This is a genomic window from Saccharopolyspora galaxeae, from assembly GCF_016526145.1.
Taxonomy (GTDB): Bacteria; Actinomycetota; Actinomycetes; order Mycobacteriales; family Pseudonocardiaceae; genus Saccharopolyspora_C; species Saccharopolyspora_C galaxeae.
The window spans coordinates 362,146-384,800 of the sequence record NZ_JADDUE010000005.1; the positions used below are offsets into that span (position 1 = coordinate 362,146).

The 22,655-nt window shown below is 71.8% G+C and carries 22 protein-coding genes; 6 read left to right on the top strand and 16 right to left on the bottom strand.

Annotation, left to right across the window (positions count from 1 at the left end; translation table 11 throughout):
* Window positions 1-6: 6 nt before the first annotated feature.
* Window positions 7-1,173 carry an MFS transporter gene (locus INP57_RS14425; protein WP_307850079.1) on the bottom strand — a complete coding sequence of 389 codons (1,167 nt, stop codon included), beginning with the start codon at window positions 1,171-1,173 and terminating at the stop codon, window positions 7-9.
* 159 nt (window positions 1,174-1,332) lie between these two features.
* On the opposite strand from INP57_RS14425, the gene INP57_RS14430 reads away from it, so the two are divergent.
* On the top strand, window positions 1,333-2,193 hold the full coding sequence (locus INP57_RS14430; protein WP_200070702.1) for an alpha/beta fold hydrolase: 861 nt from the start codon (window positions 1,333-1,335) through the stop codon (window positions 2,191-2,193).
* A gap of 49 nt (window positions 2,194-2,242) precedes the next feature.
* Here INP57_RS14430 and INP57_RS14435 read toward each other — a convergent pair whose 3' ends face one another.
* The 4 genes from INP57_RS14435 to wrbA form a co-directional block, all read right to left on the bottom strand.
* Complete coding sequence (locus tag INP57_RS14435) at window positions 2,243-2,842, bottom strand: LURP-one-related family protein (protein ID WP_200070703.1); 600 nt, start codon at window positions 2,840-2,842, stop codon at window positions 2,243-2,245.
* Window positions 2,843-3,046: 204 nt separating this feature from the next.
* A complete protein-coding gene (locus INP57_RS14440; RefSeq protein ID WP_200070704.1) occupies window positions 3,047-3,661 on the bottom strand; it encodes an alpha/beta hydrolase in 615 nt (204 codons plus the stop codon).
* A complete protein-coding gene (locus tag INP57_RS14445) occupies window positions 3,658-4,623 on the bottom strand; it encodes a ring-cleaving dioxygenase (protein ID WP_200070705.1) in 966 nt (321 codons plus the stop codon). Before INP57_RS14445 ends, INP57_RS14440 begins: the two co-directional genes overlap by 4 nt.
* Before the next feature lie 66 nt (window positions 4,624-4,689).
* Window positions 4,690-5,304 (bottom strand): NAD(P)H:quinone oxidoreductase, encoded by a 615-nt coding sequence (gene wrbA, locus INP57_RS14450; protein WP_200070706.1) that lies wholly within the window; start codon window positions 5,302-5,304, stop codon window positions 4,690-4,692.
* A 313-nt stretch (window positions 5,305-5,617) separates the two neighbouring features.
* On the opposite strand from wrbA, the gene INP57_RS14455 reads away from it, so the two are divergent.
* Window positions 5,618-6,055 (top strand): MarR family winged helix-turn-helix transcriptional regulator, encoded by a 438-nt coding sequence (locus INP57_RS14455; protein ID WP_307850091.1) that lies wholly within the window; start codon window positions 5,618-5,620, stop codon window positions 6,053-6,055.
* Between the two features lie 10 nt (window positions 6,056-6,065).
* Here INP57_RS14455 and INP57_RS14460 read toward each other — a convergent pair whose 3' ends face one another.
* The 7 genes from INP57_RS14460 to INP57_RS14490 form a co-directional block, all read right to left on the bottom strand.
* On the bottom strand, window positions 6,066-6,608 hold the full coding sequence (locus INP57_RS14460) for a 2'-5' RNA ligase family protein (protein ID WP_200070708.1): 543 nt from the start codon (window positions 6,606-6,608) through the stop codon (window positions 6,066-6,068).
* A 108-nt stretch (window positions 6,609-6,716) separates the two neighbouring features.
* The gene (locus INP57_RS14465; protein WP_200070709.1) at window positions 6,717-7,739 is read right to left on the bottom strand and encodes an Acg family FMN-binding oxidoreductase; all 1,023 of its coding nucleotides are present in this window, start codon (window positions 7,737-7,739) and stop codon (window positions 6,717-6,719) included.
* 186 nt (window positions 7,740-7,925) lie between these two features.
* A complete protein-coding gene (locus INP57_RS14470; RefSeq protein WP_200070710.1) occupies window positions 7,926-8,108 on the bottom strand; it encodes a hypothetical protein in 183 nt (60 codons plus the stop codon).
* An 82-nt stretch (window positions 8,109-8,190) separates the two neighbouring features.
* Window positions 8,191-9,963 (bottom strand): acetyl/propionyl/methylcrotonyl-CoA carboxylase subunit alpha, encoded by a 1,773-nt coding sequence (locus tag INP57_RS14475; protein ID WP_200070711.1) that lies wholly within the window; start codon window positions 9,961-9,963, stop codon window positions 8,191-8,193.
* A 77-nt stretch (window positions 9,964-10,040) separates the two neighbouring features.
* Complete coding sequence (locus tag INP57_RS14480) at window positions 10,041-10,331, bottom strand: acyl-CoA carboxylase epsilon subunit (protein ID WP_200070712.1); 291 nt, start codon at window positions 10,329-10,331, stop codon at window positions 10,041-10,043.
* A 251-nt stretch (window positions 10,332-10,582) separates the two neighbouring features.
* Window positions 10,583-12,220, bottom strand: a complete 1,638-nt coding sequence (locus INP57_RS14485) for an acyl-CoA carboxylase subunit beta (RefSeq protein WP_200070713.1) — start codon at window positions 12,218-12,220, stop codon at window positions 10,583-10,585.
* 293 nt (window positions 12,221-12,513) lie between these two features.
* Window positions 12,514-13,686, bottom strand: coding sequence for a TetR/AcrR family transcriptional regulator (locus INP57_RS14490; RefSeq protein WP_307850080.1), 1,173 nt, complete (start codon window positions 13,684-13,686; stop codon window positions 12,514-12,516).
* A 233-nt stretch (window positions 13,687-13,919) separates the two neighbouring features.
* On the opposite strand from INP57_RS14490, the gene INP57_RS14495 reads away from it, so the two are divergent.
* From INP57_RS14495 to INP57_RS14505, 3 genes are all read left to right on the top strand, one after another.
* A complete protein-coding gene (locus INP57_RS14495) occupies window positions 13,920-14,735 on the top strand; it encodes an enoyl-CoA hydratase-related protein (RefSeq protein WP_200070715.1) in 816 nt (271 codons plus the stop codon).
* A gap of 257 nt (window positions 14,736-14,992) precedes the next feature.
* Window positions 14,993-16,252: a hypothetical protein gene (locus INP57_RS14500; RefSeq protein WP_200070716.1), complete on the top strand. Its 1,260-nt coding sequence runs from the start codon at window positions 14,993-14,995 to the stop codon at window positions 16,250-16,252.
* 221 nt (window positions 16,253-16,473) lie between these two features.
* Window positions 16,474-17,361: an oxygenase MpaB family protein gene (locus tag INP57_RS14505; RefSeq protein WP_200070717.1), complete on the top strand. Its 888-nt coding sequence runs from the start codon at window positions 16,474-16,476 to the stop codon at window positions 17,359-17,361.
* 39 nt (window positions 17,362-17,400) lie between these two features.
* Here INP57_RS14505 and egtD read toward each other — a convergent pair whose 3' ends face one another.
* The 4 genes from egtD to egtA form a co-directional block, all read right to left on the bottom strand.
* Entirely contained in the window at window positions 17,401-18,372 is a 972-nt protein-coding gene (gene egtD, locus INP57_RS14510) for an L-histidine N(alpha)-methyltransferase (RefSeq protein ID WP_200070718.1), read from the bottom strand.
* Window positions 18,369-19,121: an ergothioneine biosynthesis protein EgtC gene (gene egtC, locus INP57_RS14515; RefSeq protein ID WP_200070719.1), complete on the bottom strand. Its 753-nt coding sequence runs from the start codon at window positions 19,119-19,121 to the stop codon at window positions 18,369-18,371. The genes egtD and egtC overlap by 4 nt, the downstream gene beginning before the upstream one ends.
* A 6-nt stretch (window positions 19,122-19,127) precedes the next feature.
* On the bottom strand, window positions 19,128-20,498 hold the full coding sequence (gene egtB, locus INP57_RS14520; protein ID WP_307850081.1) for an ergothioneine biosynthesis protein EgtB: 1,371 nt from the start codon (window positions 20,496-20,498) through the stop codon (window positions 19,128-19,130).
* 83 nt (window positions 20,499-20,581) lie between these two features.
* Entirely contained in the window at window positions 20,582-21,823 is a 1,242-nt protein-coding gene (gene egtA / locus INP57_RS14525; RefSeq protein WP_200070720.1) for an ergothioneine biosynthesis glutamate--cysteine ligase EgtA, read from the bottom strand.
* A 236-nt stretch (window positions 21,824-22,059) separates the two neighbouring features.
* Between egtA and INP57_RS14530 the strand changes: the two genes are divergently transcribed.
* Window positions 22,060-22,653 (top strand): TetR/AcrR family transcriptional regulator, encoded by a 594-nt coding sequence (locus INP57_RS14530; RefSeq protein ID WP_200070721.1) that lies wholly within the window; start codon window positions 22,060-22,062, stop codon window positions 22,651-22,653.
* Window positions 22,654-22,655: the final 2 nt, after the last annotated feature.

Consider the following 22,655-nt stretch of genomic DNA (forward strand, 5'->3'; position numbering starts at 1 on the left):
GAGCCCTCAGCTCCGCGGACTGTCCACCGGCAACCCTCGTGCCAGCACGGCCGTGCACGCCAGGGCCGCGGCGGTGGCTCCGAGCACGCCTGCAGCGCCGACTCCGGCGGCGACGAGGCCGACCGCTCCGGGCACCACGACCTGACCGGCCCGATTCCCGGTCAGGCGCAACGACATGGCGCGCCCGCGCAGGCCCGGCGGGGTCGACTCGGCAAGCCACGACATCGTCAGCGGCTGGCCGACGCCCATCCCGAGCCCGGCCAGCACGACCGCGGGCACCAGCAGCCACACGGGTACGGGTGCGGCGACGACTCCGAGTCCGGCGGTGGCGGCCACGATGCTCATCACCAGCAGGCGCCGCCGCCCGAGCAGCCGCGTGCTGGAGCCGAGGAAGAACCGCGACACCATCGAAGCGACCGCGCGCAGCCCGAGCAGCACCCCCACCAGTCCGGAAGCGATGCCGCGTTCCGCGCCGAGCGCGGGCAGGTAGACCACCGAGATGTCCACCGCCGCCAGCACCACGCAGCTCGTGGTCAACGCCGGGATCAGGCCGGGCATCCGCAGCAGCGCGCCGACTCCGCCGGACTCGACGGCCGCCTTCCCGCTCGACGCGGTGCGGCCGCGGATCCCCAGCGAGCAGCAGAACAGCACGACCGCGATCGCCGTCGCACCCCAGAAGATCGGCGTGGTGTCCGGGATCGCCTGCGAACCGCCGAAGGCCACGATCAGCAGCGGGCCGGCCGCCTGCCCCAGCGAGGCGGCGAAGGTGTAGTAGCCGAAAGCCGCGTCCAGCCGGGCCGAACTCGCCGTGTTCGCGACCAGCGCCTGCTGGCCGATCACCGAGCACAGGTGCCCGGTGCCCAGCAGCACGTTGCCCGCGACCAAGCCCGCGACCGAATCGCCGAACACCAGGAACGCACCGCCCGCCGCGCACATCAGCGCCCCGCCGGCGATCATCACCCGGCGCTCCCCGATCCGGTCCACGATGTGCCCGGCGGGCAACGCCAGCACCAGCGGAACCAGCGCGAAGCTGCCCGAGAGGAAACCGAGCCAGGACGCGGGCACGTCCAGCTCCAGCGCGCGGTAGGACGTCGCGGGCCGCAGCACGAAGGTCACCAGCTGGGTGAGGGTGGCGTGCGCCAGCAGCACCCAGGTCTTCCGGTCGATGTTCACAGCGCGTTCACGCGCCGATTCCACCAGGCCCTAGTCGGCATCGCTGCGGCGATGTGCGGATGGTCACGACTCGCGGCTGCCTCGCTCCGCCGGGTGGCAGGTTTCCGCTCACAGCGAATTCGACAGCGGTCGCCGGAAGTGATCGGCAACGCTCGGCCGATGGGAAACAAGGCACCCCGAACGCTGATCGAAGTCAACGGCCGCGAGCTCTGCATCCGGCAGCGCGGCGCGGGTCCCGCCGTGGTGCTGGAAGCGGGCGGCGCGGGCAACGGCAGCGGCGCGGTCTGGGGCGAGTTCGCGGACCGCCTCGCCGCATCGGCGACCGTGCTCACCTACGACCGGGCGGGCAGCGGGCGCTCGGACGGGCCGCAGCACCGGACCGTCGCTGCCATGGCCGACGACCTCGCCGGACTGCTGCGGGCGACCGGGACGAGCACGCCGGTGGTCGTGGTCGGCTGGTCGTCCGGCGGGCTGGTGGCCCAGCTGTTCGCCGCGCGGTACCCGGAGCTGGTTTCCGGTGTGGTGCTGGCCGACCCGTCAGTACCGCTACCCGACACGAAGCTGCCCGCCGGGGTGCGGCTGGCGATCAGCGGTGCGCAGACCCGCGTGTTCGCGGTCGCCGCAAGGCTCGGGTTTTTCCGGACGGCCCGCGGCCAACGCCTCATCGAGCGGATGGCGGGCCCGGAGATCAGCCCGGCCGGGCTCCGATTCGCCAAGCGCCAGTGGAACGACTGGCGGGAGCTGTGGCGATCGGCGACGGTCCTGCGCCGCCTGACCTCCTGCACGCGCGAGGCTTCGGCGGCGTTGCGGGCGGACCCGCCTGATGTCCCGATGCGGCTCGTGGTGCCGCAACGGCGCCCCGGCGTGGCGCCCGAGTACCGCGCGCAGCTGGATGCGACGCACGCCGAGCTGGTGCGGCTGTTCCCGCGCGGCGAGCTGGTCACCGCGGCCGACGCCAGCCACGCGCTGCCGCTGGACCGGCCCCAGCTGCTCGCCGGGATCGTGCTCGACGTGCTGTGAGCCTGATCAGCGCCCGTTCACCGGCCCTGCAGCTCACCCGCCCTGCAACTCACCGGCCCTGCAGCGCGTCCAGCGCGACGGCCTGGGCGATCACCAGCCTGCGGTCCAGCCGCGGATCGTCGATCTTGATGACGTAGCGGTCGCGCAGCGCGAACTTCTTCGTGACCGCGAATCCCGCGCCGTCCTCGGCGGTGAAGTCGAAGTGGTACGGGATCATGAACGGGATGTTCTCCACGAACGGGACGATCTCCCAGAGCCGCCGCAGCAGCGCGACCGCCATGCTGCGCTCCTGCCCCTTCGCGGCGACCGAACCGGGCTGCTCCAGGTCCCAGGTGGAGCGCAGCAAGGACTTCCCGAACCGTTTGCGGAACACGCCCAGCGGCGCGCCGTCGGCGTCGGTGACGTCGTAACCGGCGGCGAGGTCGACGACGTTGCGCGCCCGGAAGCTCGCCAGCGCCCGCTGCTTGTCCTGGTCCGCGTAGAACGTGACCTGCTCCTTGAAGCTGACCCGCTTCTGCTGGGCGAAGGCCACCAGGTCACCTTCGCGGCCGGAGCCGTCGTCGAGCCGGAGCTCGTAGCGGTTGACCATGAACGTCACGCGCTGCCGCATGTGCAGCGTCTCCGCCGCCTGCAGCCGGTCGAGATCCATCGCTTCCTCTTCTGTCCGGGAACCTCCATTATCGCAGACCGGACAGCCGGATGATCTCGGCGTGCCGCCGGACAAGCCGTGCGCCGGGGAATCCCGCTCGGAACCCGCCACCGGCCGCGCAGCCGGACGGGCCGCCACCCCACCCGGCGGACGGCCCGTCCTTCCCCTCCCCGAACCGGCGAGGGCGTTTCCGCGGAGCTGCGCCTACCGCCCCGCGAGCCATTCGGCCGCGGCGTGCACGCCGGGCAGCGTGATCTGGTGACCGCCGTCGTGCCAGTGCTCGGTGACCTCCGCCGAGCGGGTGCGCAAGTCCGCGACCAGCCGGTCCGCCGACTCCAGCGGCGCCATCGGATCGATCCGCCCGTTGCCCAGGAACACCCGGGTGCCGGTCAGGTCGTGCACCGGCGGATCCGGAACCGGCTGCATCGCGGCGAACAGCACCGCCTCCTGGACCGACTCGGGCCGCAGCAGCGTCAGCGCGGCCGCGATGTTCGCGCCGTTGGAGAAGCCGACCGCGACCAGCCGGCGCCCGCCCAGTCCGTGTTCTTCGACGGCCGCGGCGAGGAAATCGGCGAGCTGGTGGGTGCGCCGCACGACGTCGTCGTGGTCGAAAACGCCCTCGGCGATCCGGCGGAACCAGCGCGCGGACCCCCCTTCGGACACCGGACCGGCCGGGGCCAGCAGCGGAGAACGCGGGCTGAGCTCCTGGGCGACGCCCAGCAGATCCTTCGGGCCACCGCCGGTGCCGTGCAGCAACAGCAGCACCGGCGCGTCCGGGTCGCCGTCGACGTGTTCGTACGTCAGCGACAGCTCGCTCAAGCCGCCACCCCCGGGTTGTTCTCGGCGGGCAGGTCGAGCTTCGGCAACGTCCGGGAGATCTGCTCGCGGTCCGGCTCCAGCCACGGCGGCAGCTTCAGTTCCCGGCCGAGCTCCAGCAGCGGTTCGTCGGCGGTGAATCCGGGCTCGTCGGTGGCGATCTCCAGCAGCGTGCCGCCGGGCTCGCGGAAGTAGATCGAGCGGAAGTACTGCCGGTCGAGGATGGAGGTCACCTGCAATCCGGCGTCGACCAGCTCCTCGCGCCAGTTGGCCTGCGCGGTCTCGTCGGGCGCGCGCCACGCCACGTGGTGCACGGTCCCGGCCGCGACCAGTCCTTCCGGTTCGTCCGGAGTGACCAGCACGTCGACGAACGCGCCCGGGCCGCCGTCACCCGCGGCGAAGCGGAACCGGTTGTCCTCCTGGGAGCTGAACGTGAGCCCGAGGTCGCCGAACATCCAGGCCGTGGCCTCCTCCTCGGTGACCGACAACGTCACCGAGTGCAGCCCGCGCACCCCGTGCTCAGCGGGCACGATCCCGTTGTCCCACGGCGCGCGCGGATCGCCCTGCGGGTGCGCGACCAGCGACAGCGCCAGTCCGTCCGGGTCGGTGAAGGTCAGCGCGTCCTCGCCGTCGCGGTTGTGCACCTCGCCGACCTCGACGCCCTGCTCGGTCAGGTGCCGGTGCCACCAGCCGATGGACTGCTCCGGCACGGAGAACGCGGTGGTGGTGGCCTGCCCGGTGCCGCGGCGGCCGCTCGGAGCGCCCTTCCACGGGAAGAACGTCAGCAACGAGCCGGGGCGGCCCGCCTCGTCGCCGTAGTAGAGGTGGTAGGTGCCCGGGTCGTCGAAGTTCACCGTGCTCTTCACCAGCCGCAGTCCCAGCGTGCGCAGGTAGAAGTCGGCGTTGCGCTGCGGATCACCGGCGATCGCGGTGACGTGGTGCAGGCCGCTCGTGGCGATGCTCATCGAAAAGCTCCGTCGTTCGGGAGGGTGAGTGCCGGTGGGGCGCGCGGCCCCACCGGCGTCCTGGGATCAGGCTGCCTGGCCGGCCTTGAGGGCCTGGGCGACCTTGACGACGCGGCGCGCCTGAACGCTGGCCGCGGTGCGGGTCTCGTCGTCGACCTTCAGCTGGCCCTGCGCGTCGACGTGGCTGGTGCCGTAGGGGTTGCCGTCGACGAACTTCGAGCCGTCGGTGTAGCCGGGGCTGACGATGATGCCGCCGAAGTGGTGGATGGTGTTGTACAGCGCCAGCAGCGTGGACTCCTGGCCGCCGTGCTTGGTGGCGCTGGAGGTGAACCCGCTGTAGACCTTGTCCGCCAGCAGGCCCTGCTGCCACTCGCCGCCGAGGGTGTCGATGAACTGCTTGAGCTGCGCGGCGATGTTGCCGTAGCGGGTCGGCGAACCGAAGATGACCGCGTCCGCCCACACCACGTCCTCGGCCGCGACGTCGGGCACCGAGCGGGTCGCCTCGAGGTTCGCCCGCCACGCCGGGTTCGCGTCGATCGCGGCGTCGGGGGCCAGCTCCGGCGCCTTGCGCAGGCGCACCTCGGCGCCGGCGGCTTCCGCCTCGGCCACCAGCGCGTTGGCGATCTCGGTGCCGGTGCCGGTCGACGAGTAGTAGATGACGCTGAGCTTGACGTTGCCCATGAACGGCTCCTTCGAGGCGGCCGGGCGACTGCCCGGCATTCGTGCGTTCCGGGAGCGCGCGGCTCCCTCGGCCGGGACATTACTGACCAACTCTCTTCCGCGCAAGAGATTTCATCGCGAGACGCCAGGCAGGTACACTTGCGTCCCGCTAATGGCGGTATCGAAAGGAGCTCAGGTGAGCGTTGGCAGCGCGACTGGCGCGGTGACACCCAACGGCGGCATCCACGGCGAAGACCTCCACGGCGGGGAACCGGCGACTGCCGCCGGACTCCCGGAGCCCGGTACCGACGGCCTCACCACCGACGACGACGAGATCGTCACCTGGTGGGGACTGGTGATCGAGGGATACCACCTCACCCAAGAGCGCCTGATGAGCGAGATCGCCGAGCGCTTCGGGCTCACACCAGGGCCCTTCGACATCCTGCTGCGGCTGGTGCGCTCCCCGGAGCACCGGATGCCGATGACCAAGCTGGCCAGGGAGGCCGCGCTCAGCAGCGGCGGGTTCACCAAGGTCGCCGACCGGCTCGCCGCGGCCGACCTGATCGTGCGGCAGCCCTGCGACACCGACCGGCGCGTGACCTACGCGGTGCTGACCGAGCACGGGCGGGAGATCGCCGAAGCCGCCCGCGAAGCGTGCGCGGAGATCCTGCGCCGCCGCGTGCTGGCGCCGCTGGGCGCGGACCGCTCGCACGCGCTGGCGGAGGCGATGCGCACGCTGCGCGCGGCCAACGGCGACAGCGACGGATTCTGACCGCGCAGGATCAGCTGCCGGTGCCGCGATGCGGCCGTCCCGCCAGCGGCAGTCGCGCCCGCACCGACCATTCGCCGTCGTAGCCGGTCACCCACGCTTGTTCGAGCACCGCAGGAGGCGGCAGGTGCCCGGCGATGCCCGCCGCGATGCTCCGCGCGTCCGAAGTGGACACATCCATCGCGACGGTCAGGTGCGGGTCCACGTCGTCGCCGTGCGAGCCGCCGTAGGGAACCAGGTGCGGCCAGCGGGACCGGACCGCGTCGGTGAGCTCGCGCAGCGGTTCGAGCGGTTCGGGCCGCAGCGCGACGAAGCCGTGGTCCGGCTCCGGCAGGGCGAACTCGACGCGCGGCGCGGGCTGACCCGCGAACAGCGCACGCAGCTCGGCCAGCACTGAATCGTCCACTTCGGACAGCGGCAGGAACGGGTAGAGCACGGTGATGTGCGCGGGCACGCCCGCCCGCGCCGCTGCGGGATGCTCGGCGGCCACCTTCCGCAGCAGCGCATCCGCGCCGGGAGCAGGCAGCAGCACCGCAGTCGCACCGTGTTCGGGCATGGTCCCGTTATACCGGGACCGCCCGCGGCGCGGCCGCTCCAGTGGCCGTCGCAGCTCGCCCCGTCCGCGGCGCAGTCACCGAAGCACCGCTACGCCGGTGCTTCCGGCCTACCGCGTGGCCGCATGGGTGCGCTGACCCGCCGCGGCGGGCAGCAGCAGCTCGATCGGCTCCCGGCGCGGGGTCGGCGGCACCGGTGAGCCGTAGCCGACGCGCAGCACGGCCCGCGGTTCCAGCGTCCCGTCGAGCAGCGACCGCAGCTGCGCGCGGGTCTCACCCACCTCGACCACCTGGGACAGGTAGGAGGCGGCCAGGCCCAGCGAGGTCGCGGTCAGCAGCAGCCGCTGCATCGCCTGCCCCGCCTCCAGATCCGCCTGCCTGCCCTGGCTGTAGGAACACAGCACCATGGTCAGCGGGTCGTCCTCGAAGTCCTTGCCCGGCACGCGCGGGCGGGCGTGCCCTCCGGAGAAGTCCCGCAGCACCCATTCGTCCTGGGCTTCCGGCGCCGGACCTGCCGAGGAGGCCTGCACCCCTTCCGGCGCGCCTTCGCGCAACCCGGTCCACGCCGCCATCTCGGCGCGGAACCGCTCATCGGCCATCTGCGCCTCGTGCGCGCGACGCACCAGGCCGAGCAGCTCGGCGCGCTGCGCCCGCTCCACCATGTGCACCCAGGCGTGCTCGGTGGCGACCGCGCCGATCAACGTGTTGCGGTGCACCTTCGGCACCGGGGTCGGCAAGAACGGGCGGCGGTTCGTGCGCCGGGTCGTGATCGCGCGCAGCAGCGCGGACTGCTCGGCGCCGACGTGCACCGAGCCGCCGCGGCGGATCTCGGCCAGCAGCCCGGGAATCCGGACCGACGGCTGCAAGGTCACCAGCGGCCGCACCCCGACGTGCGCGAGGGCCAGGCGGAGGTTGAACAGCGCGGCACCGCAGCCGAGGCGCAGCTCCCGGTCCTCCGGATCGGTTCCCGGCATCCGGCGGTCCTGATCCGCGTGCAACTCGATGACCTCGGGAGCGATCCGGAACCGCCAGGGCTGCCGGTTGTGCAGCGACGGGGCCCGCCCCGCCAGCCGCAGCACCTGCTCGACCTGCTCGGGCGCCAGGCCCAGCGCCGCGGGGAAGGTCGCCTGCATCTGCGGTGCCTCCTTCGTGCCACGCGGTCGTGCTCGGCCGACCGGTTCACGATGCCGGGTTCCGGCTGCACCCCCACACGGGACAAAGTCCCTCGTCAGCGCCTTGAAACAGCGAGGGCGCCGTCGTGGCTGCGAACAGCGGGACGGCGCCCTGGAAGAACCGGCGGTTCCGGGAGGAGGAGCGGATCAGGCCGGCTGCGGCAGCCGCCTGCCGCCCTGCACGGTGGCCTGGTAGCAGGGCCTGCACACCTCACCGGTCGAGGTCATGGTCAGTTGCGGCGCCAGCAGCCGCAGGCCGTGCTCCGGGGTCTCCTGGCAGATGCCGTGGTGGCCGGCCTGCCTGCACAAGCAGGTGCAGATCGCGTCCATGGTCTCCTCCTCGCGGGAATTCAGTTCCCCGCCGACCGGCCGTCCACAGTGGAGCGCAGGGGCGACCGGCCGGGCGGAGCGCTCAGTCCTTGATCGTGCACAGCGGCGCGCCCTGGTTCAGGGAATCGCCGGGCTGCGCGGCCAGCTCCGTGACGGTGCCGTCCTTGTGCGCGTTGACCGGGTTCTCCATCTTCATCGCCTCCAGCACGCCGATCAGCTCGCCCTTGGCGACCTGCTGGCCGTCCTCGACCGCCAGCTTGATCAGCGTGCCCTGCATCGGGGCGGTGACGGCGTCCCCGGAAACCGCGGCGCCGCCACCGCCCCCGGTGCGCTTGCGCGGCTTCTTCTTCGCCCCGCCGGCCGCGGGGGCCGCGGCGGCGCCGAACTCGGCGGGCAGCGAGACCTGCACGCGGCGACCGTCGACCTCGACGACGATGTTCTGCCGCGGTGCGCTTTCCTCCTCCGGCGGCGCGGAGTCGGTGAACGGCTCCAGCCGGTTGTCGAACTCGGTCTCGATCCAACGGGTGTGCACGGTGAAGGACTCGGCGCCGGACTCAGCGACGAACGCCGGGTCGGTCAGCACCGTGCGGTGGAACGGCAGCACCGTCGCGATGCCCTCGACCTGCATCTCCGCCAGCACCCGGCGGGCCCGCGCGATGGCCTGCAGCCGGTCGGAGCCGGTGACGATCACCTTCGCCAGCAGCGAGTCGAACTGCCCGCCGATCACGCTGCCGGACTCCACCCCGGCGTCCACCCGCACGCCCGGCCCGGCGGGCGGCACGAAGCTGGTCACCGTGCCCGGCGCGGGCAGGAAGTTGCGGCCCGGGTCCTCGCCGTTGATGCGGAACTCGATGGAATGGCCCACCGGAGTCGGGTCCTCGGTCAGCCGCAGCCGCTCACCGGCGGCGATGCGGAACTGCTCGTTGACCAGGTCCAGCCCGGTGGTCTCCTCCGAGACCGGGTGCTCGACCTGCAGCCGGGTGTTGACCTCCAGGAACGAGATCGTGCCGTCCTCGCCGACCAGGAACTCCACGGTGCCCGCGCCGTGGTAACCGGCCTGCGCGCAGATCCCGCGCGCGGCGGTGTGGATCTGCTCGCGCTGCGCGTCGGTGAGGAACGGCGCCGGGGCCTCCTCGACGAGCTTCTGGTGCCGCCGCTGCAACGAGCAGTCCCGGGTGCCGACCACGACGACGTTGCCGTGCTGGTCGGCCAGCACCTGGGCCTCCACGTGCCGCGGCCGGTCCAGGTAGCGCTCCACGAAGCACTCCCCGCGGCCGAACGCCGAGACCGCTTCGCGGACCGCGGAGTCGAACAGCTCCGGGATCTCCTCCAGCGTGCGGGCCACCTTCAGCCCGCGGCCACCGCCGCCGAACGCGGCCTTGATCGCCACCGGCAGCCCGTGCTCCTTGGCGAAGGCCACCACCTCGTCGGCGTCGGCGACCGGGTCCTTGGTGCCCGGCACCAGCGGCGCACCGGCCTGCAGCGCGATCCGCCGGGCGGTGACCTTGTCGCCGAGGTCGCGGATGGCCTGCGGGTTCGGCCCGATCCACACCAGGCCCGCGTCCTGCACGGCCTGGGCGAATTCCGCGTTCTCGGACAGGAATCCGTAGCCGGGGTGCACCGCGTCCGCGCCGGCGCGGTTCGCCGCCGAGATCACCTTCTCGAAGTCCAGGTAGCTGTCCGCGGCGGTCTGCCCGCCGAGGGCGAACGCCTCGTCGGCCAGTCGCACGAACACCGCGTCGGCGTCCGGTTCGGCGTACACGGCCACCGACGCGATGCCGGCATCGCGGCACGCGCGCACCACGCGCACCGCGATCTCACCGCGGTTGGCGACCAGAACCTTCTTCAACCCCATGGTGTGCACACCATCCCTGTCCGCAATGCTCGTCTTAGGCAGAGTTCTCGTTCTTGAAGATCTTTATGTCCGCGCGCTCAGCGCGGGCGGAGCGAATAGCGCCACGCGCCCGGCCCGGGTCGCGGGGCGGTCTGCGCCGGACCACGGCGCACCTGGTCGGATTTGTCGGCCCAGAACGACACCGGCTGCTGCGGTTCCGCCGCGCCGCTCGCGCCGCCGAGCGCGGTCAGCGTCGCGGTCAACGCGGCGAGTTCGGTGTCGGTCGGATGCCCGTGCAGGACGCGCAACACCGGCCGGTCGCCCGCACCGGTGCCGTCGTCCTCGCCCTGCACGACGCTGAGCTGCGGGCCCTGCCCTGGGCTGCTCATGGCTGCGGCTCCTTACGGATCATTTCAGTACGATTTTTGGTCTTCGTTTTGTCAGCGGCGTAGCCGCTGAGCGGCGACCATGTACGCAGCCGGACCACCGGCGGGTTCTCAGCGGCTTCCTCGCGAGGACAGCGATTTCGCCGCGTAGGGAGCTACGTCAGAAATCGATCCCACAGCGAGGAAGCCGCTGAGGTTCCGCTACCGGCACCGCTACGCAAATCATTCCGAAAGGACTCCTCGAGGTCGGTTGCTCACAGCGGGATGTTGCCGTGCTTCTTGGCGGGCAGGGACTCCCGCTTGTCGGCCAGCATCCGCAGCGACCGGGCCAGGTGGCCGCGGGTGTGCGACGGCGGGATGACCGAGTCGACGTAGCCGCGTTCGGCAGCGACGTAGGGGTTGCAGAGGGTGTCCTCGTACTCCTGCTGCAGCTGCGCCCGCAGCGCCTCGACGTCCTCGCCCTTCTCCTCGGCCTCGGCGAGCTGGCGCCGGTAGAGGATGTTCGCCGCGCCCTGCGCGCCCATCACCGCGATCTGCGCGGTCGGCCACGCCACGTTGATGTCCGCGCCGAGGTGCTTGGAGCCCATCACGTCGTAGGCGCCGCCGTAGGCCTTGCGCATGATCACGGTGACCAGCGGGACGGTCGCTTCCGCGTAGGCGTAGAGCAGTTTCGCGCCGCGCCGGATGATGCCGTTCCACTCCTGCCCGGTGCCCGGCAGGAACCCCGGCACGTCCACGAACGTCACGACCGGGATGTTGAAGGCGTCGCAGGTGCGCACGAACCGGGCGGCCTTCTCGCTGGCGTCGATGTCCAAGGTGCCGGCCAGCTGGGTCGGCTGGTTGGCGACCACGCCGACGCTGCGGCCCTCGACCCGGCCGAAGCCGACCACGATGTTCGGTGCGAACAGCGCCGAGACCTCCAGGAAGTCCCCGTCGTCGAGCACTCGGGAGAGCACTTCGTGCACGTCGTAGGGCTGGTTCGGCGAGTCCGGGACGAGCGTGTCCAGTTCCCGGTCCGCCTCGGTGACGCCCTCCGCGATCGAACCGGCCTCCGCCTCGGCGTCGAACACCGGCGGTTCGGCGAGGTTGTTCGCGGGCAGGTAGGACAGCAGTTCCTTGACGTAGTCGATGCCGTCCTGCTCGTCGGAGGCCAGGTAGTGCGCGTTGCCGGAGGTCGAGTTGTGCGTGCGCGCCCCGCCCAGCTCCTCGAAGCTGACCTCCTCACCGGTGACGGTCTTGATCACGTCCGGGCCGGTGATGAACATGTGCGAGGTCTGGTCGACCATCACGGTGAAGTCGGTGATCGCCGGGGAGTACACCGCGCCGCCCGCGCACGGGCCCACCACCAGCGAGATCTGCGGCACCACGCCGGAAGCGTGCGTGTTGCGCTTGAAGATCTCCGCGTACAGGCCCAGCGCGGCCACGCCTTCCTGGATGCGGGCGCCGCCGGAGTCGTTGATGCCGACCAGCGGGCAGCCGGTCTTGAGCGCCAGGTCCATCACCTTGACGATCTTCTCGCCGAAGACCTCGCCGAGCGATCCGCCGAAGACCGTGAAGTCCTGCGAGAAAACGCAGATCTTGCGCCCGTCGACGGTGCCGTAGCCGGTGACCACGCCGTCGCCGTAGGGCCGGTTCTCGTCCATGCCGAAGTTCGTCGAGCGGTGCCGCGCGTGCTCGTCGATCTCCACGAACGAACCCGGGTCCAGCAGCAGGTCGACGCGCTCACGGGCGGTGAGCTTGCCCTTGGCGTGCTGGCGCTCGATGGCGCGTTCCGAGCCCGCGTGCACCGCCTCGTGGTTGCGCCGGTACAGATCCGCCAGCCGGCCGGCGGTGGTGTGGATGTCCGGCTCCTCGGCCGGCGGCACGCCCACCGGTTCCGTCGCGCTGCTCATCGCTGATGCGACCCTGCCATTCCTTCGTCCTGGGCAGGCCCTGCCGCCGTGGGCAAGTCCTGCGCAACTTGCGCCGTCGTGGCCATTCGCCGCGGAACCTCTCCCCTGACGGGTGCGCGGTCGCGCCGCTGCCTGCGACGCGGTACCTGCGGGTCCCGATCGGGGAGGTTAGTGCGGCCGAATCTTCGGAGTCAACCGACAAGTGAGTACGGCATACCCTCGAAGCAGTACCAAAAGACCTCGAAAACAGGGGTGGCGCCCGCGAAAAGTGAACGCCCCCTAGCAGAGCGCGCTCAAGTTCCGGTAGTGAGCATCAGGGCGGCCCCGACCTGCCGGACCGCCTCCGGAGTGCGCACCGTCCCGGTGCGCGCCATGTCGTTGGCCAGCGTCAGCGTGGCCTGCACGAGGACGCGGGCGGTGGCCGCGTCCAGCTCAGGGCGGATCTCGCGCAGCAACGAGACCCATTCCGAGACGTATTCGCGCTGGGTCTGCCTGGCGCGGTGCCGCTCGTGATCGGGCAAGTGGCCCACCTCCCCCACCAGCAGCTCGATGAAGCCGCCGTGATCGAGCGCGAAGGTGATGTAGGACCACAGCAGCGCCCGCAGCGCCTCCTGCGGGTCCGGTTCGCGCACCAGGGTGCGGCCCAGGTCGATCTCCAGCCACGCCGAGCCGCGAGTGATCACCGCGGCCAGCAGCTCCTGCTTGCTGGCGAAGTGGTTGTACACGCTGGGCCCGGAGATGCCGACTTCCGCGCCGATCTCCTCGGTGGTCACCGCGTCGTAGCCGCGTTCGGCGAACAGCCTCGTCGCGGCCGAGAGCAGCTGGCGCCGCCGGGACGCTCCGCCGCGTTGCAGCAGCAGCGTGTCCGCGTCCGGGATGCCGCGGCGGCGCCCGGACACCAGCAGCGGCAGTCCGGTGATGGTGCGCACCACGTCCCGCAGCAGCACCTCGAACTGGCCGCGCGGCAACTCGGTGCTGTGGTACGAGGGGCTGGTCAGCGCGCTGAACAGGCACCAGCCGCGGAAGCGCGCGTCCTCCTCGGACAGATCGGGCCTGCTCGCCCGGGCCAGCTCCGCCAGCCCGCCCGCCACGACGCGCAGCTGGTCCTTGAGCTCGGCCCGTTCGCCCTCCGGCAGGTGCCGCGCCTCGCGCTGCCACAGCACGCCGAGTTCGCGGTGGTCCAGCGCGGTCGCGGCCAGTTCCCGCACCACCGCGTCCAGGTCGTCGGAACGCGCGCTCAGCACCCGCTCGAACGGGTGCAGGTGATCGAGCACCACCCGCCGCAGCAGCCGCTGCTTGCCCGCGAAGTGCCGGTACAGCGCGGACGGCCCGACGCCGACGGCCTCGGCGATGTCGCTGACGCTGACCCTGGTGTAGCCGCGCTCGTGGAACAGCCGGGAGGCCGCTGCGGTGATCAGCTCCCGGCGATTGCGCGGCCGGGTCCCACCGGTCCTCGTCTCCGCCACTGGCACGACCTCCCGGCTCGCCCGCCGCCGCGCCCGCCCTCACCGCGGGACGCCCGTCCGCATGGCGGCGCATCGCCGAACAGGATAGGCCGCCGGGCCCGCCGCCAGCGGCGGCGCGCGTGCGTCCCGAGTCACATCCGCCCTGGCAGGCGACGTCGGCGGGCGGTGCATCACGCATCGGCCGCCGGAGTCGTTGTCCGCTCGGAAATCGACCAGTGGGGAGCGAGTCGCTGATGTCTTCCTCCGCCGAAGGCGGCACCGGAATCCGGGTGCGCACCGAACGCGGCGTCCGGACCATCCACTTCGGACGCCCGGAGCGGCGCAACGCCATGGACGGTGTGATGTTCGCGGCCTACTACGCCGCGCTGGCCGACGCCGACGCGGACCCGGAAGTCCGGGCCATCGTGGTCACCGGCGACGGCGACTGGTTCTGCAGCGGCGCGGACGCCTCGACGCTGAACCTGCTCGCCGCGGGCGACAGCGCCGACGTGGTCGAAGCGCTCGGCTTCCCGCCGCACCACCCGATGACGTTGCGCAAACCGCTGATCGCCGCGCTCAACGGCGGCGCGGCCGGTCTCGGGCTGGCGCAGGCGCTGTTCGCCGACGTGCGGTTCATGGCCGACGGTGCGCGGCTGTCGACCGCGTTCAGCAAGCTCGGGCTGATCGGCGAGTACGGCACGGCGTGGCTGCTGCCGCGGCTGGTCGGGGTGGCCAACGCGATGGACCTGCTGCTGTCCGCGCGCAAGGTCGACGCGGCCGAAGCGCGGGAACTCGGCGTGGTGCAGTTCGTGCGGCCGAAGGAGGAAGTGCTCGCGGCCGCCCAGGACTACGCGCGCGAACTCGCGCAGAACTGCTCGCCCCGCTCGATGGCGGTGATCAAGCGGCAGGTCTGGCGCGGGGTGGACACCGGCGGTCCGGAGGCGGTCGCCGAGTCGGTGCGGCTGATGGTCGAGTCGCTCTCGGCCACCGACTTCCAGACCGCGGTGCAGACGCTCGGGCAGCGCACCCCCGTGGAATTCCCGCCGCTGCCGCCGGAAGGCGAGCCGTGAGCGGGCGGCTCACCCCGGTGTGATCCGGCCGCGCGTCCCGCCAGCGACACCGTTGCGCGGCGAGCTCCTGCCGACGCGACCGACCGCCGCGGAACGTTCCCACCGGGTCGCCCCTGCGAGCCGACCGGCTCCGGCCAGCGACCATTCGGGTGAATCCCCGGCGAAACGGGTACGCGGAGCGTCCCCTGGGCAAGCATGTTTCTGGATCACACATGCTGACCAGGGGGAGGAACATGAAAATCCGCAGGAAAGGCCTGGTGCGCAGTCCCCGCCGGACGACCGGCTCGCGGATACGGGGCCACGCGGCGCTCGCGGCGATGGCGCTGCTGCCCGCACTGCTCTGCGCACCCGCCACTGCGGTGGCGGCCGAGAACGCCGGACCGCAGGTCGACAAGGGCTTCGAGCTTCGCACGCCGAGCCGGGAGTACCTGGACATCGCGAACGAGATCCGGGACCAGCACACCAGGGTCGGGGTTCAGACCCTGCTGAAGGACGCCAACCGGACCGCCGGAACGGAAGGCGACAAGGGTTGCAACGCACCGGAAGGCGCCGCGCACACCTTCTGCTTCCAGCCCCAGGTCGACGGGCAGGGCGACGACCAGAACACCGAGGCCTGGTACCCGCAGGGCGTCACGACCGTCTCCGACGCGGTCGCCGACGAGCAGTGGGGCGCGCGGAAGCCGGTCGTGACCAGCTGGTACAGCAAGGGGGACCAAGGCGTCCGGTTGTCGTTCCTCGACCCGGCGACGAAGAAGTACCGGCACGTCCTGCTGATGATCCCCGACCGCGACGACCAGAACGACCCGACGTTGCGGCCGCTCACCAGCGGCGGGAAGAGCATCCACGCCGGCGGCATCGCGTGGTACGGCAAGAACCTCTACGTGGCCGACACCAACGGCGGTATCCGGGTGTTCAACACCGACTACATCCTCGACCTCGAGGGCAGCGGCGACCCCGCGGCCGGGGACTACCGGTACGTGATGCTCCAGGTGGACGCCTACGTCAAGGTGCAGGAGCCGGAGGGCACGTGCGGTACCGGACCGACCCGCTTCTCCTACATCGGCCTGGACCGCAGCACGAAGCCGGACCGGTTGATCACCGGCGAGTACTGCGGCGGTGGCAAGGGCGAGCCGAACGGCCGGGTCATGACCTGGAACCTGAAAGACGGCAAGATCGCGCCCACGTCCGGCGGCTCGGAACGATTCCGGCCGCAGGAGGCGCACACGCTGCCGACCGGGTACGTCCAAGGCGCTTCGGTGCACGACGGGAAGTGGTACTTCACGCACCGGGGCGAAGGCACCGGCGGCTACGACAAGGATGCCTACTACCTTTCGCGCGCCACCGAGAAGGACGGCGAGCTCGTGCTCGACGCGAAGGATGCGGTCGGAACGCCTGCGGAAGACGGCGGTCGGGGCCCATCCGAGGACCTGTCCTACTACAACAGCAGTGACCACCTCTGGACGCTGACGGAGGAACCGGGCAGCCGGGCGATCTACAGCGTGAAGCCGCCGAGCTGATCCCACCAGCGCAGCGGCTGCCGCGGGCGCCTCCCCCGGCCTCGGGTGGAGGCGCCCGCTTCCGCCGCTCGCACCAGGCGCGGCAACCGGACCGGCACCGCAGCCCGACTGGCAGCGCAGCCGGGCCGGCACCGCGGTCCCGCCGTCGTCACACCCCGGCCGACCGCGTCGTTGTACCGGCCGAGAGGCTCGGACCCGACCGTGCCGCGAGGAGGCTCCCGATGCCGCGGACTTGGTTGCACCGCATCGCCGCGCTCGATCCGGCGACCGACGACCAGGAGATCTACCGGATCTCGATCGGGCACGAGTTCCCGTTCGACTACCAGCGCGCGCTGGAGTTCGCGCTGTTCCGCACCTACTGCGTGCCGAGCATCTCGGCGCTGCTGGCCGCCACCGGCGAGTTCGAGAAGCGCCCGCAGCAGCGCTACGACGACACCGCGCTGCTGATGGCCGAACTCGCCGAGCACGGCTACGACTCGGAACGCGGCAAGCAGGCGCTGCGGGTGATCAACCGGGCGCACGGCCGCTACGTGATCAGCAACGACGACATGCTCTACGTGCTGTCGACGTTCGTCTACGACCCGATCGACTGGATCGAGCAGTTCGGCTGGCGGCCGCTGCACGCCAACGAGCGCGCGGCCGCGTTCCACTACTTCCAAGCCGTCGGCAACCGGATGGGGATCAAGGACATCCCGGAGACCTTCGAGGAATTCCGCCGGTTCAAGCTGGATTTCGAGGCCGAGCACTTCCGCTACACCGACACCAACCACGCCATCGGCCGCTACACGCTGGAGCTGTTCTGCTCCTGGTTCCCGAAACCGCTGCGGCCGGTGGTGTCGCTGGGCGTGCGCAGCCTGCTGGACGAGCGGATGCTGACCGCGTTCGGCTTCCGCGCCGCCCCGGCATGGGTGGGAGCGGTTTCCCGCGGCGCGTTGCGCGCGCGCTCGGCGGTGGTGCGGCGGTTGCCCGAGCGCAAGGTCTCGAAGGCCGCGCAAGACCCGGGCAACCGCAGCTACCCGAACTACCCGAACGGCTACACCCCGCAAGACCTGGGCGCCCCGGCTCCGGTCGGCATCGACCCGAGCTGGCTGCGCCGCAAGACCAGCTGAACCCGCGGCGGGGCCGGGAACCCGGCCCCGCCGCCCGGCTCAGCTCGCAGTGGCCAGCGTCAAGGCGAAATCGCCCGCTTCGTCGGTCCACCAACGGCTGAGCTCGAAACCGGCGGCGGCCAGCTCGCCCGCCACCCGCGCGCGCCGGAACTTCGCCGAGACCTCGGTGCGGATGTCCTCGCCCGCGGCGAATTCCACGGTCAGGTCGAGCCCGGTGATGTGCACCCGCATCGGGCGGGTGGCGCGCAGCCGGATCTCGATCCACTCCTGCTCGGCGTTCCACTGCGCGACGTGCTCGAACGCCGCCGGGTCGAACTCGGCGCCGAGTTCGCGGTTGAGCACCCGCAGCACGTTGCGGTTGAACTCGGCGGTCACGCCCTGGGCGTCGTCGTAGGCGCGCACCAGCCTTCCGGAGTCCTTGACCAGGTCGGTGCCCAGCAGCAGCCACTCCCCCGGCCGCAGCGCGGATCGCACCGCGGAGAGGAACTCCGCGCGCTCGGCGGGCAGCAGGTTGCCGATGGTGCCGCCGAGGAACGCCACCATCCGGCCGCGACCCGGCGGGACCGAAGCCAGCTCGGTGGTGAAGTCGCCGACGATGCCGCGCACCGCCAGGTCCGGGTAGTCCCGCGCGATGGCGTCGATCGCCGCGCGCAGCGCGGACTCCGAGACGTCCAGCGGCACGAACTCCTGCAACGTGCCGGTCTTGCGCAGTGCCTCCAGCAGCAGCCGGGTCTTCTCCGAGGAACCCGACCCCAGCTCCACCAGCGTTCCCGCGCCCGCCGCCTCGGCGATCTCGACCGCGTGCCGGGCGAGGATGTCGTGCTCGGCGCGGGTCTGGTAGTACTCCGGCAGTTCGGTGATCCGCTCGAACAGCTCGCTGCCCGCGGCGTCGTAGAACCACTTCGGCCGCAGCCACTTCGGCTCGTCGGTCAGTCCTTCGCGGACGTCGGCGCGCAGTTCCCGCGCCGCGTCGGCCTCGGTGAAGTGCACGGTCAGCTCGGGTTGGCTCACGGGTGTTCCCCCTCCGGAAGTGGTGTGACGCGCACGGTGCTGGAATCGGCCACCACGAGGTGGCGATCCGGCACCGGCTCCCATTCGCGGTCGTCGCCGAACGGTTCGGACGAGACCGTCACCGAGTCCTCGGTGCGGCGCAGTGCGAGCGCATGACTCCAAGTCGTGGCGTACACGGTGGAGCCGTCGGTCAGCAGCAGGTTCAGCCGGGAGTCCGGGCGCACGGCTGCGACCTGGTCGATCACCTCGCACACCGCCAGCGCCGGGTCCTGCCCGGCGTGCAGGCGTTGCCGCAGCAGCGCCCACAGCACCGCGGAGTCCGTGGGCGCCTCCAAGGTCATCAGGTCGATCACGTCGAGTTCCGCGGCGGCCTTGGCCAGCGAGTCCGGCCAGCCGGCGACCACTCCGTTGTGGCTGAACAGCCAGGTGCCGTCGGTGAACGGGGCGCAGGCGGTCTCGATCACCGGCATTCCCACCGTGGCCGAGCGCACCGCCGCGAGCACCGCGCTCGCCCGCTGCCTGCGCGCCAGCCCCGCGAACGCGGTGTCCGTCCACATCGGAACGGCGCTGCGGAACCGCTCCGGTGCACCCTGCTCGTACCAGCCGGCGCCGAAGCCGTCGACGTTCACGGTGCCGCCGCCGCGCATGTCGCGCGGCGACCAGGTCTGCTCCAGCAGCGAATGCCGCGGGCGCAGCAACAACTCCTCCAGCGTCACCGCCGGACCCAGGTAGGCCAGATGACGGCACATCCCGGGTCAGCCGAACTCGCCCGCGCGCGGCGTGCGCGCGCAGCGGAATCCGGTGAAGATCTGCCGACGGATCGGGAAGTCCCAGTTGCGGAACGTCCCGCGGCAGGCGGCCTCGTCGGTGCCGAACGAGCCGCCGCGCAGCACCTTGTAGTCCGGGCCGAAGAACACCTCGGAGTACTCCCGGTACGGGAAGGCGTTGAAACCCGGGTACGGCAGGAAGTCCGTCGCCGTCCACTCCCACACGTCGCCGATCAGCTGCCGCGCGCCGCAAGGCGCTTCGCCGCGCGGATACGCCCCGGCGGGTGCGGGCCGCAGGTGCCGCTGGTTGAGGTTGGCGTGCTCCGGCGACGGGTCCTCATCGCCCCACGGGTAGCGCAGCGAGCGGCCGCTGCGCGGGTCGTACCGGGCCGCCTTCTCCCACTCCTGCTCGGTCGGCAGCCGTTTGCCCGCCCAGCGCGCGTACGCCTCGGCTTCGTGGAAGCTGACGTGCATGACCGGCTCGTCACCCGGCACCGGTTCGACGTGCCCGAAGCGGCGGCGCATCCAGCGATCGCCGTCGCGCCGCCAGAACCGCGGCGCGGACAGCTCGGCGCGCTGCCGGTAGGCCCAGCCGTCCTCGCTCCACCAGCGCGGCTGCTCGTACCCGCCGGCTTCGATGAACCGCATGAACGCGGCGTTGGTGACCGGTGTGCTGTCGATGGCGAAGTCGTCCACGTGCACCCGGTGCGCGGGCCGCTCGTTGTCCAGCGCCCACGGCTCGGTGGAGGTGCCCATCACGAACGGTCCGCCGGGCACGAAGACCTCCGGCGCCAGACCGTCCACTTCGGACGCCGACGGCGGCTGCACGTCGGTGAGCACCGGGGCGCCCTTGCGCAGCTGATGAGTCGCCAGCATCGTCTCGTCGTGCTGCTGCTCGTGCTGCACGATCATGCCGAAGGCGAACGCCCGGTCCACCAGCCTGCGGCCCTCCAGCGGCGTGCTGTCGAGCAGGTCCAGCACCTTGTCCCGCACGGTTCCCACGTAGGAGCGCGCTTCGGACGGGCCGAGCAGCGGCAGCTGCGGGCGGTCCGAACGCGGGTGCTGGAACGCGTCGTAGAGGTCGTCGATGTCCGGGCGGACCGCCTCGCGCCCGCCGACGTCGCGCACCAGCCAGATCTCCTCCTGACTGCCGATGTGCGCGAGGTCCCACACCAGCGGCGACATCAGCGGCGAGTGCTGCTGGACGAGGTCGTCGTCGTCCACGCTGTCGGTGAGCACGGCGCTGCGCTCACGGGTGCGGACGAGGTCTTCGGCCGCGCGGGAACGCAGTCGCTCGATACCCAGCTCGGCCAGGTTTCCCCTGCTCGCAGGGCGTTCGGTCGGCGGCTCGGTGCTCACCGGATCACCTCCAGGGTTTCGCGGGAACGCGCCAAGGCCCTTCTGTTCGCTGCCCCGGCGCGCGGGATTCCAAACGCGCGGGTTCAGCTCGAAGCGCCGACCGCGGCCAGGCGGCCTGCCACGGTCTCGGCGAGGCGTCCCGCCAGCTGCGGGTGCGTCCCGTCGAGCCGGCGGGCGGCCAGCGCCAGCACGTCCGCGGCGGTGCGGGCCAGCACCGGATCCTGCAGCCCGCAACGGGCGGCGTCGACCCACCGGCCCGCGGCGGGAGCGGCCAGCTCCACCACCTCGTCCACCGTGGACTCGTCGGCGAACAGCGCGAACAGCGCGGCGGCGGGCAGCATCCAGCCGTCCCCGCCCTGCGTGTCCAGGTAGCGCACCTCGAAGTACCCGCGCGGGCGCACCGGCGGGAAGATCGTGGTCAGGTGGTAGTCCAGGTCGTCCGTCGTCGGCGGGCTGGGCAGCGCCCCGCCGATCCACTCGGCGAAGGTCACCCCGCCCGGCACCCGCCAGTCCTCCCCGTCGCGGCGCAGGCACAGCAGCGCGGTGTCGAGCACCCGCCGCGCCCAATCCGCGGCCGGATCGGCGGTGGCCGGACCGGGCCGCATCCGCGGCGCGTCGGTGCGCAGCAGCGACCGGGTCCGCGCCGAGGCCCACCCGGTCGGCTCGCCGAACAGCCGGGGCGAGTTCGCGAAGGCCGCGATGAACACCGGGCCGAGCGCGTGCAACGCGGCCCAGCGCGCCGCCACCCGGTGCGGCTCGCCGGCGTCCACGCACACCTGCACGCCCGCGGTGCTGCACATCATCAGCCGCCCGCCGATCCCGATGCGGTCGAACGCGCACTCCATCGCCGCGTAGCGCGGCACGTTCAGCAGCCGGTGCGGAGTGCGCCAAGGATCGGTGCCCTGTTCCCCCAGAACCAGGTCGGCGCCGGCGAGCCTGCGGCGGACGTGCTCCGCGTCGGCGGCGACGGTGTCGAACAGGGAATGCATCGAATGCGCGGGAAGGCTGGAGACCTCGACCTGGCCACCGGGTTCGACGGTGAGCGCGGAACCGTTCGGCAACGGGCGCTGCGGGGAGTCCGGGACCAGGGAGTTGGGAGCGTGCGGGCCGAGTGCGCGGATCAGCGCGTCGGCGTCGAGTGGCCTGCGCGGATCGTCGGCGTGGTGGACGGTCCATTCGAGCTCGACGCCGAGCAGTCGCGGAGGCCCGTGCTTGAAGCACACCGACGCGACGTAGGCCTCGGCGTCGGCCCGTGTCCGGATGCGGGAGTTGGGAACCTCGGCAGACGGATGAGCGCCGGTCTGCGGGTCGATCGACACGGTCATGCAGGTCACCACCTGTAGTGGGTCGGCCACCGACGCTACCGGCGCCCATGTCCGGCCGCACCCGTCCGCTGCCGAGCGGGTTCCGGCCAGCGCGGCGATCGGCCACGAGGGGCGTTCGCGCGGTGTCGTGCGGACGTGCGATGTCCGTGCGCGATACTTCCGCACCGGGGTGCGGCTTGCCAACAATACGTACGTACTGATTGCATTCCGCACCACCGAGCTGCCACGATCAATGGATGCCCAGGGTCAGTCAGGATCACCTCCAGGCCAGGCGCCGCCAGATCCTCGACGGCGCCCGGAGCTGCTTCGCGCGGCACGGCTACGAGGGTGCCACGGTGCGCCGGCTGGAAGACGCCACCGCGCTGTCCCGCGGCGCGATCTTCCACCACTTCAAGGACAAGGAGTCGCTGTTCCTGGCGCTGGCCGAGGACGACGCCTCCCGGATGGCCGACGTCGTCGCCGAGCAGGGCCTGGTGCAGGTGATGCGCGATCTGCTCGCCGACCGCACCCCCGGAGGCGGGGCCGAGCCGGAGGCCGAATGGCTCGGCACCCGGCTGGAGGTGTCCCGGCGGCTGCGCACCGACACCGATTTCCGCACCCGGTGGGCGCAGCGCTCGGAGCAGCTCACCGCGGCCACCAAGGCCCGGCTGCAGTGGCAGCGCGACTCCGGCAACCTGCGCGACGACGTCGACGTCGACGTGCTCACCGCCTACCTGGAACTGGTGCTGGAAGGGCTGGTCTCGCACCTGGCGATGGGGCTGCCCGCCGACGACCTGGGGCCGGTGCTGGACGTGGTCGAGGAGAGCGTGCGGCGGCACCGGGCGCACTGAGC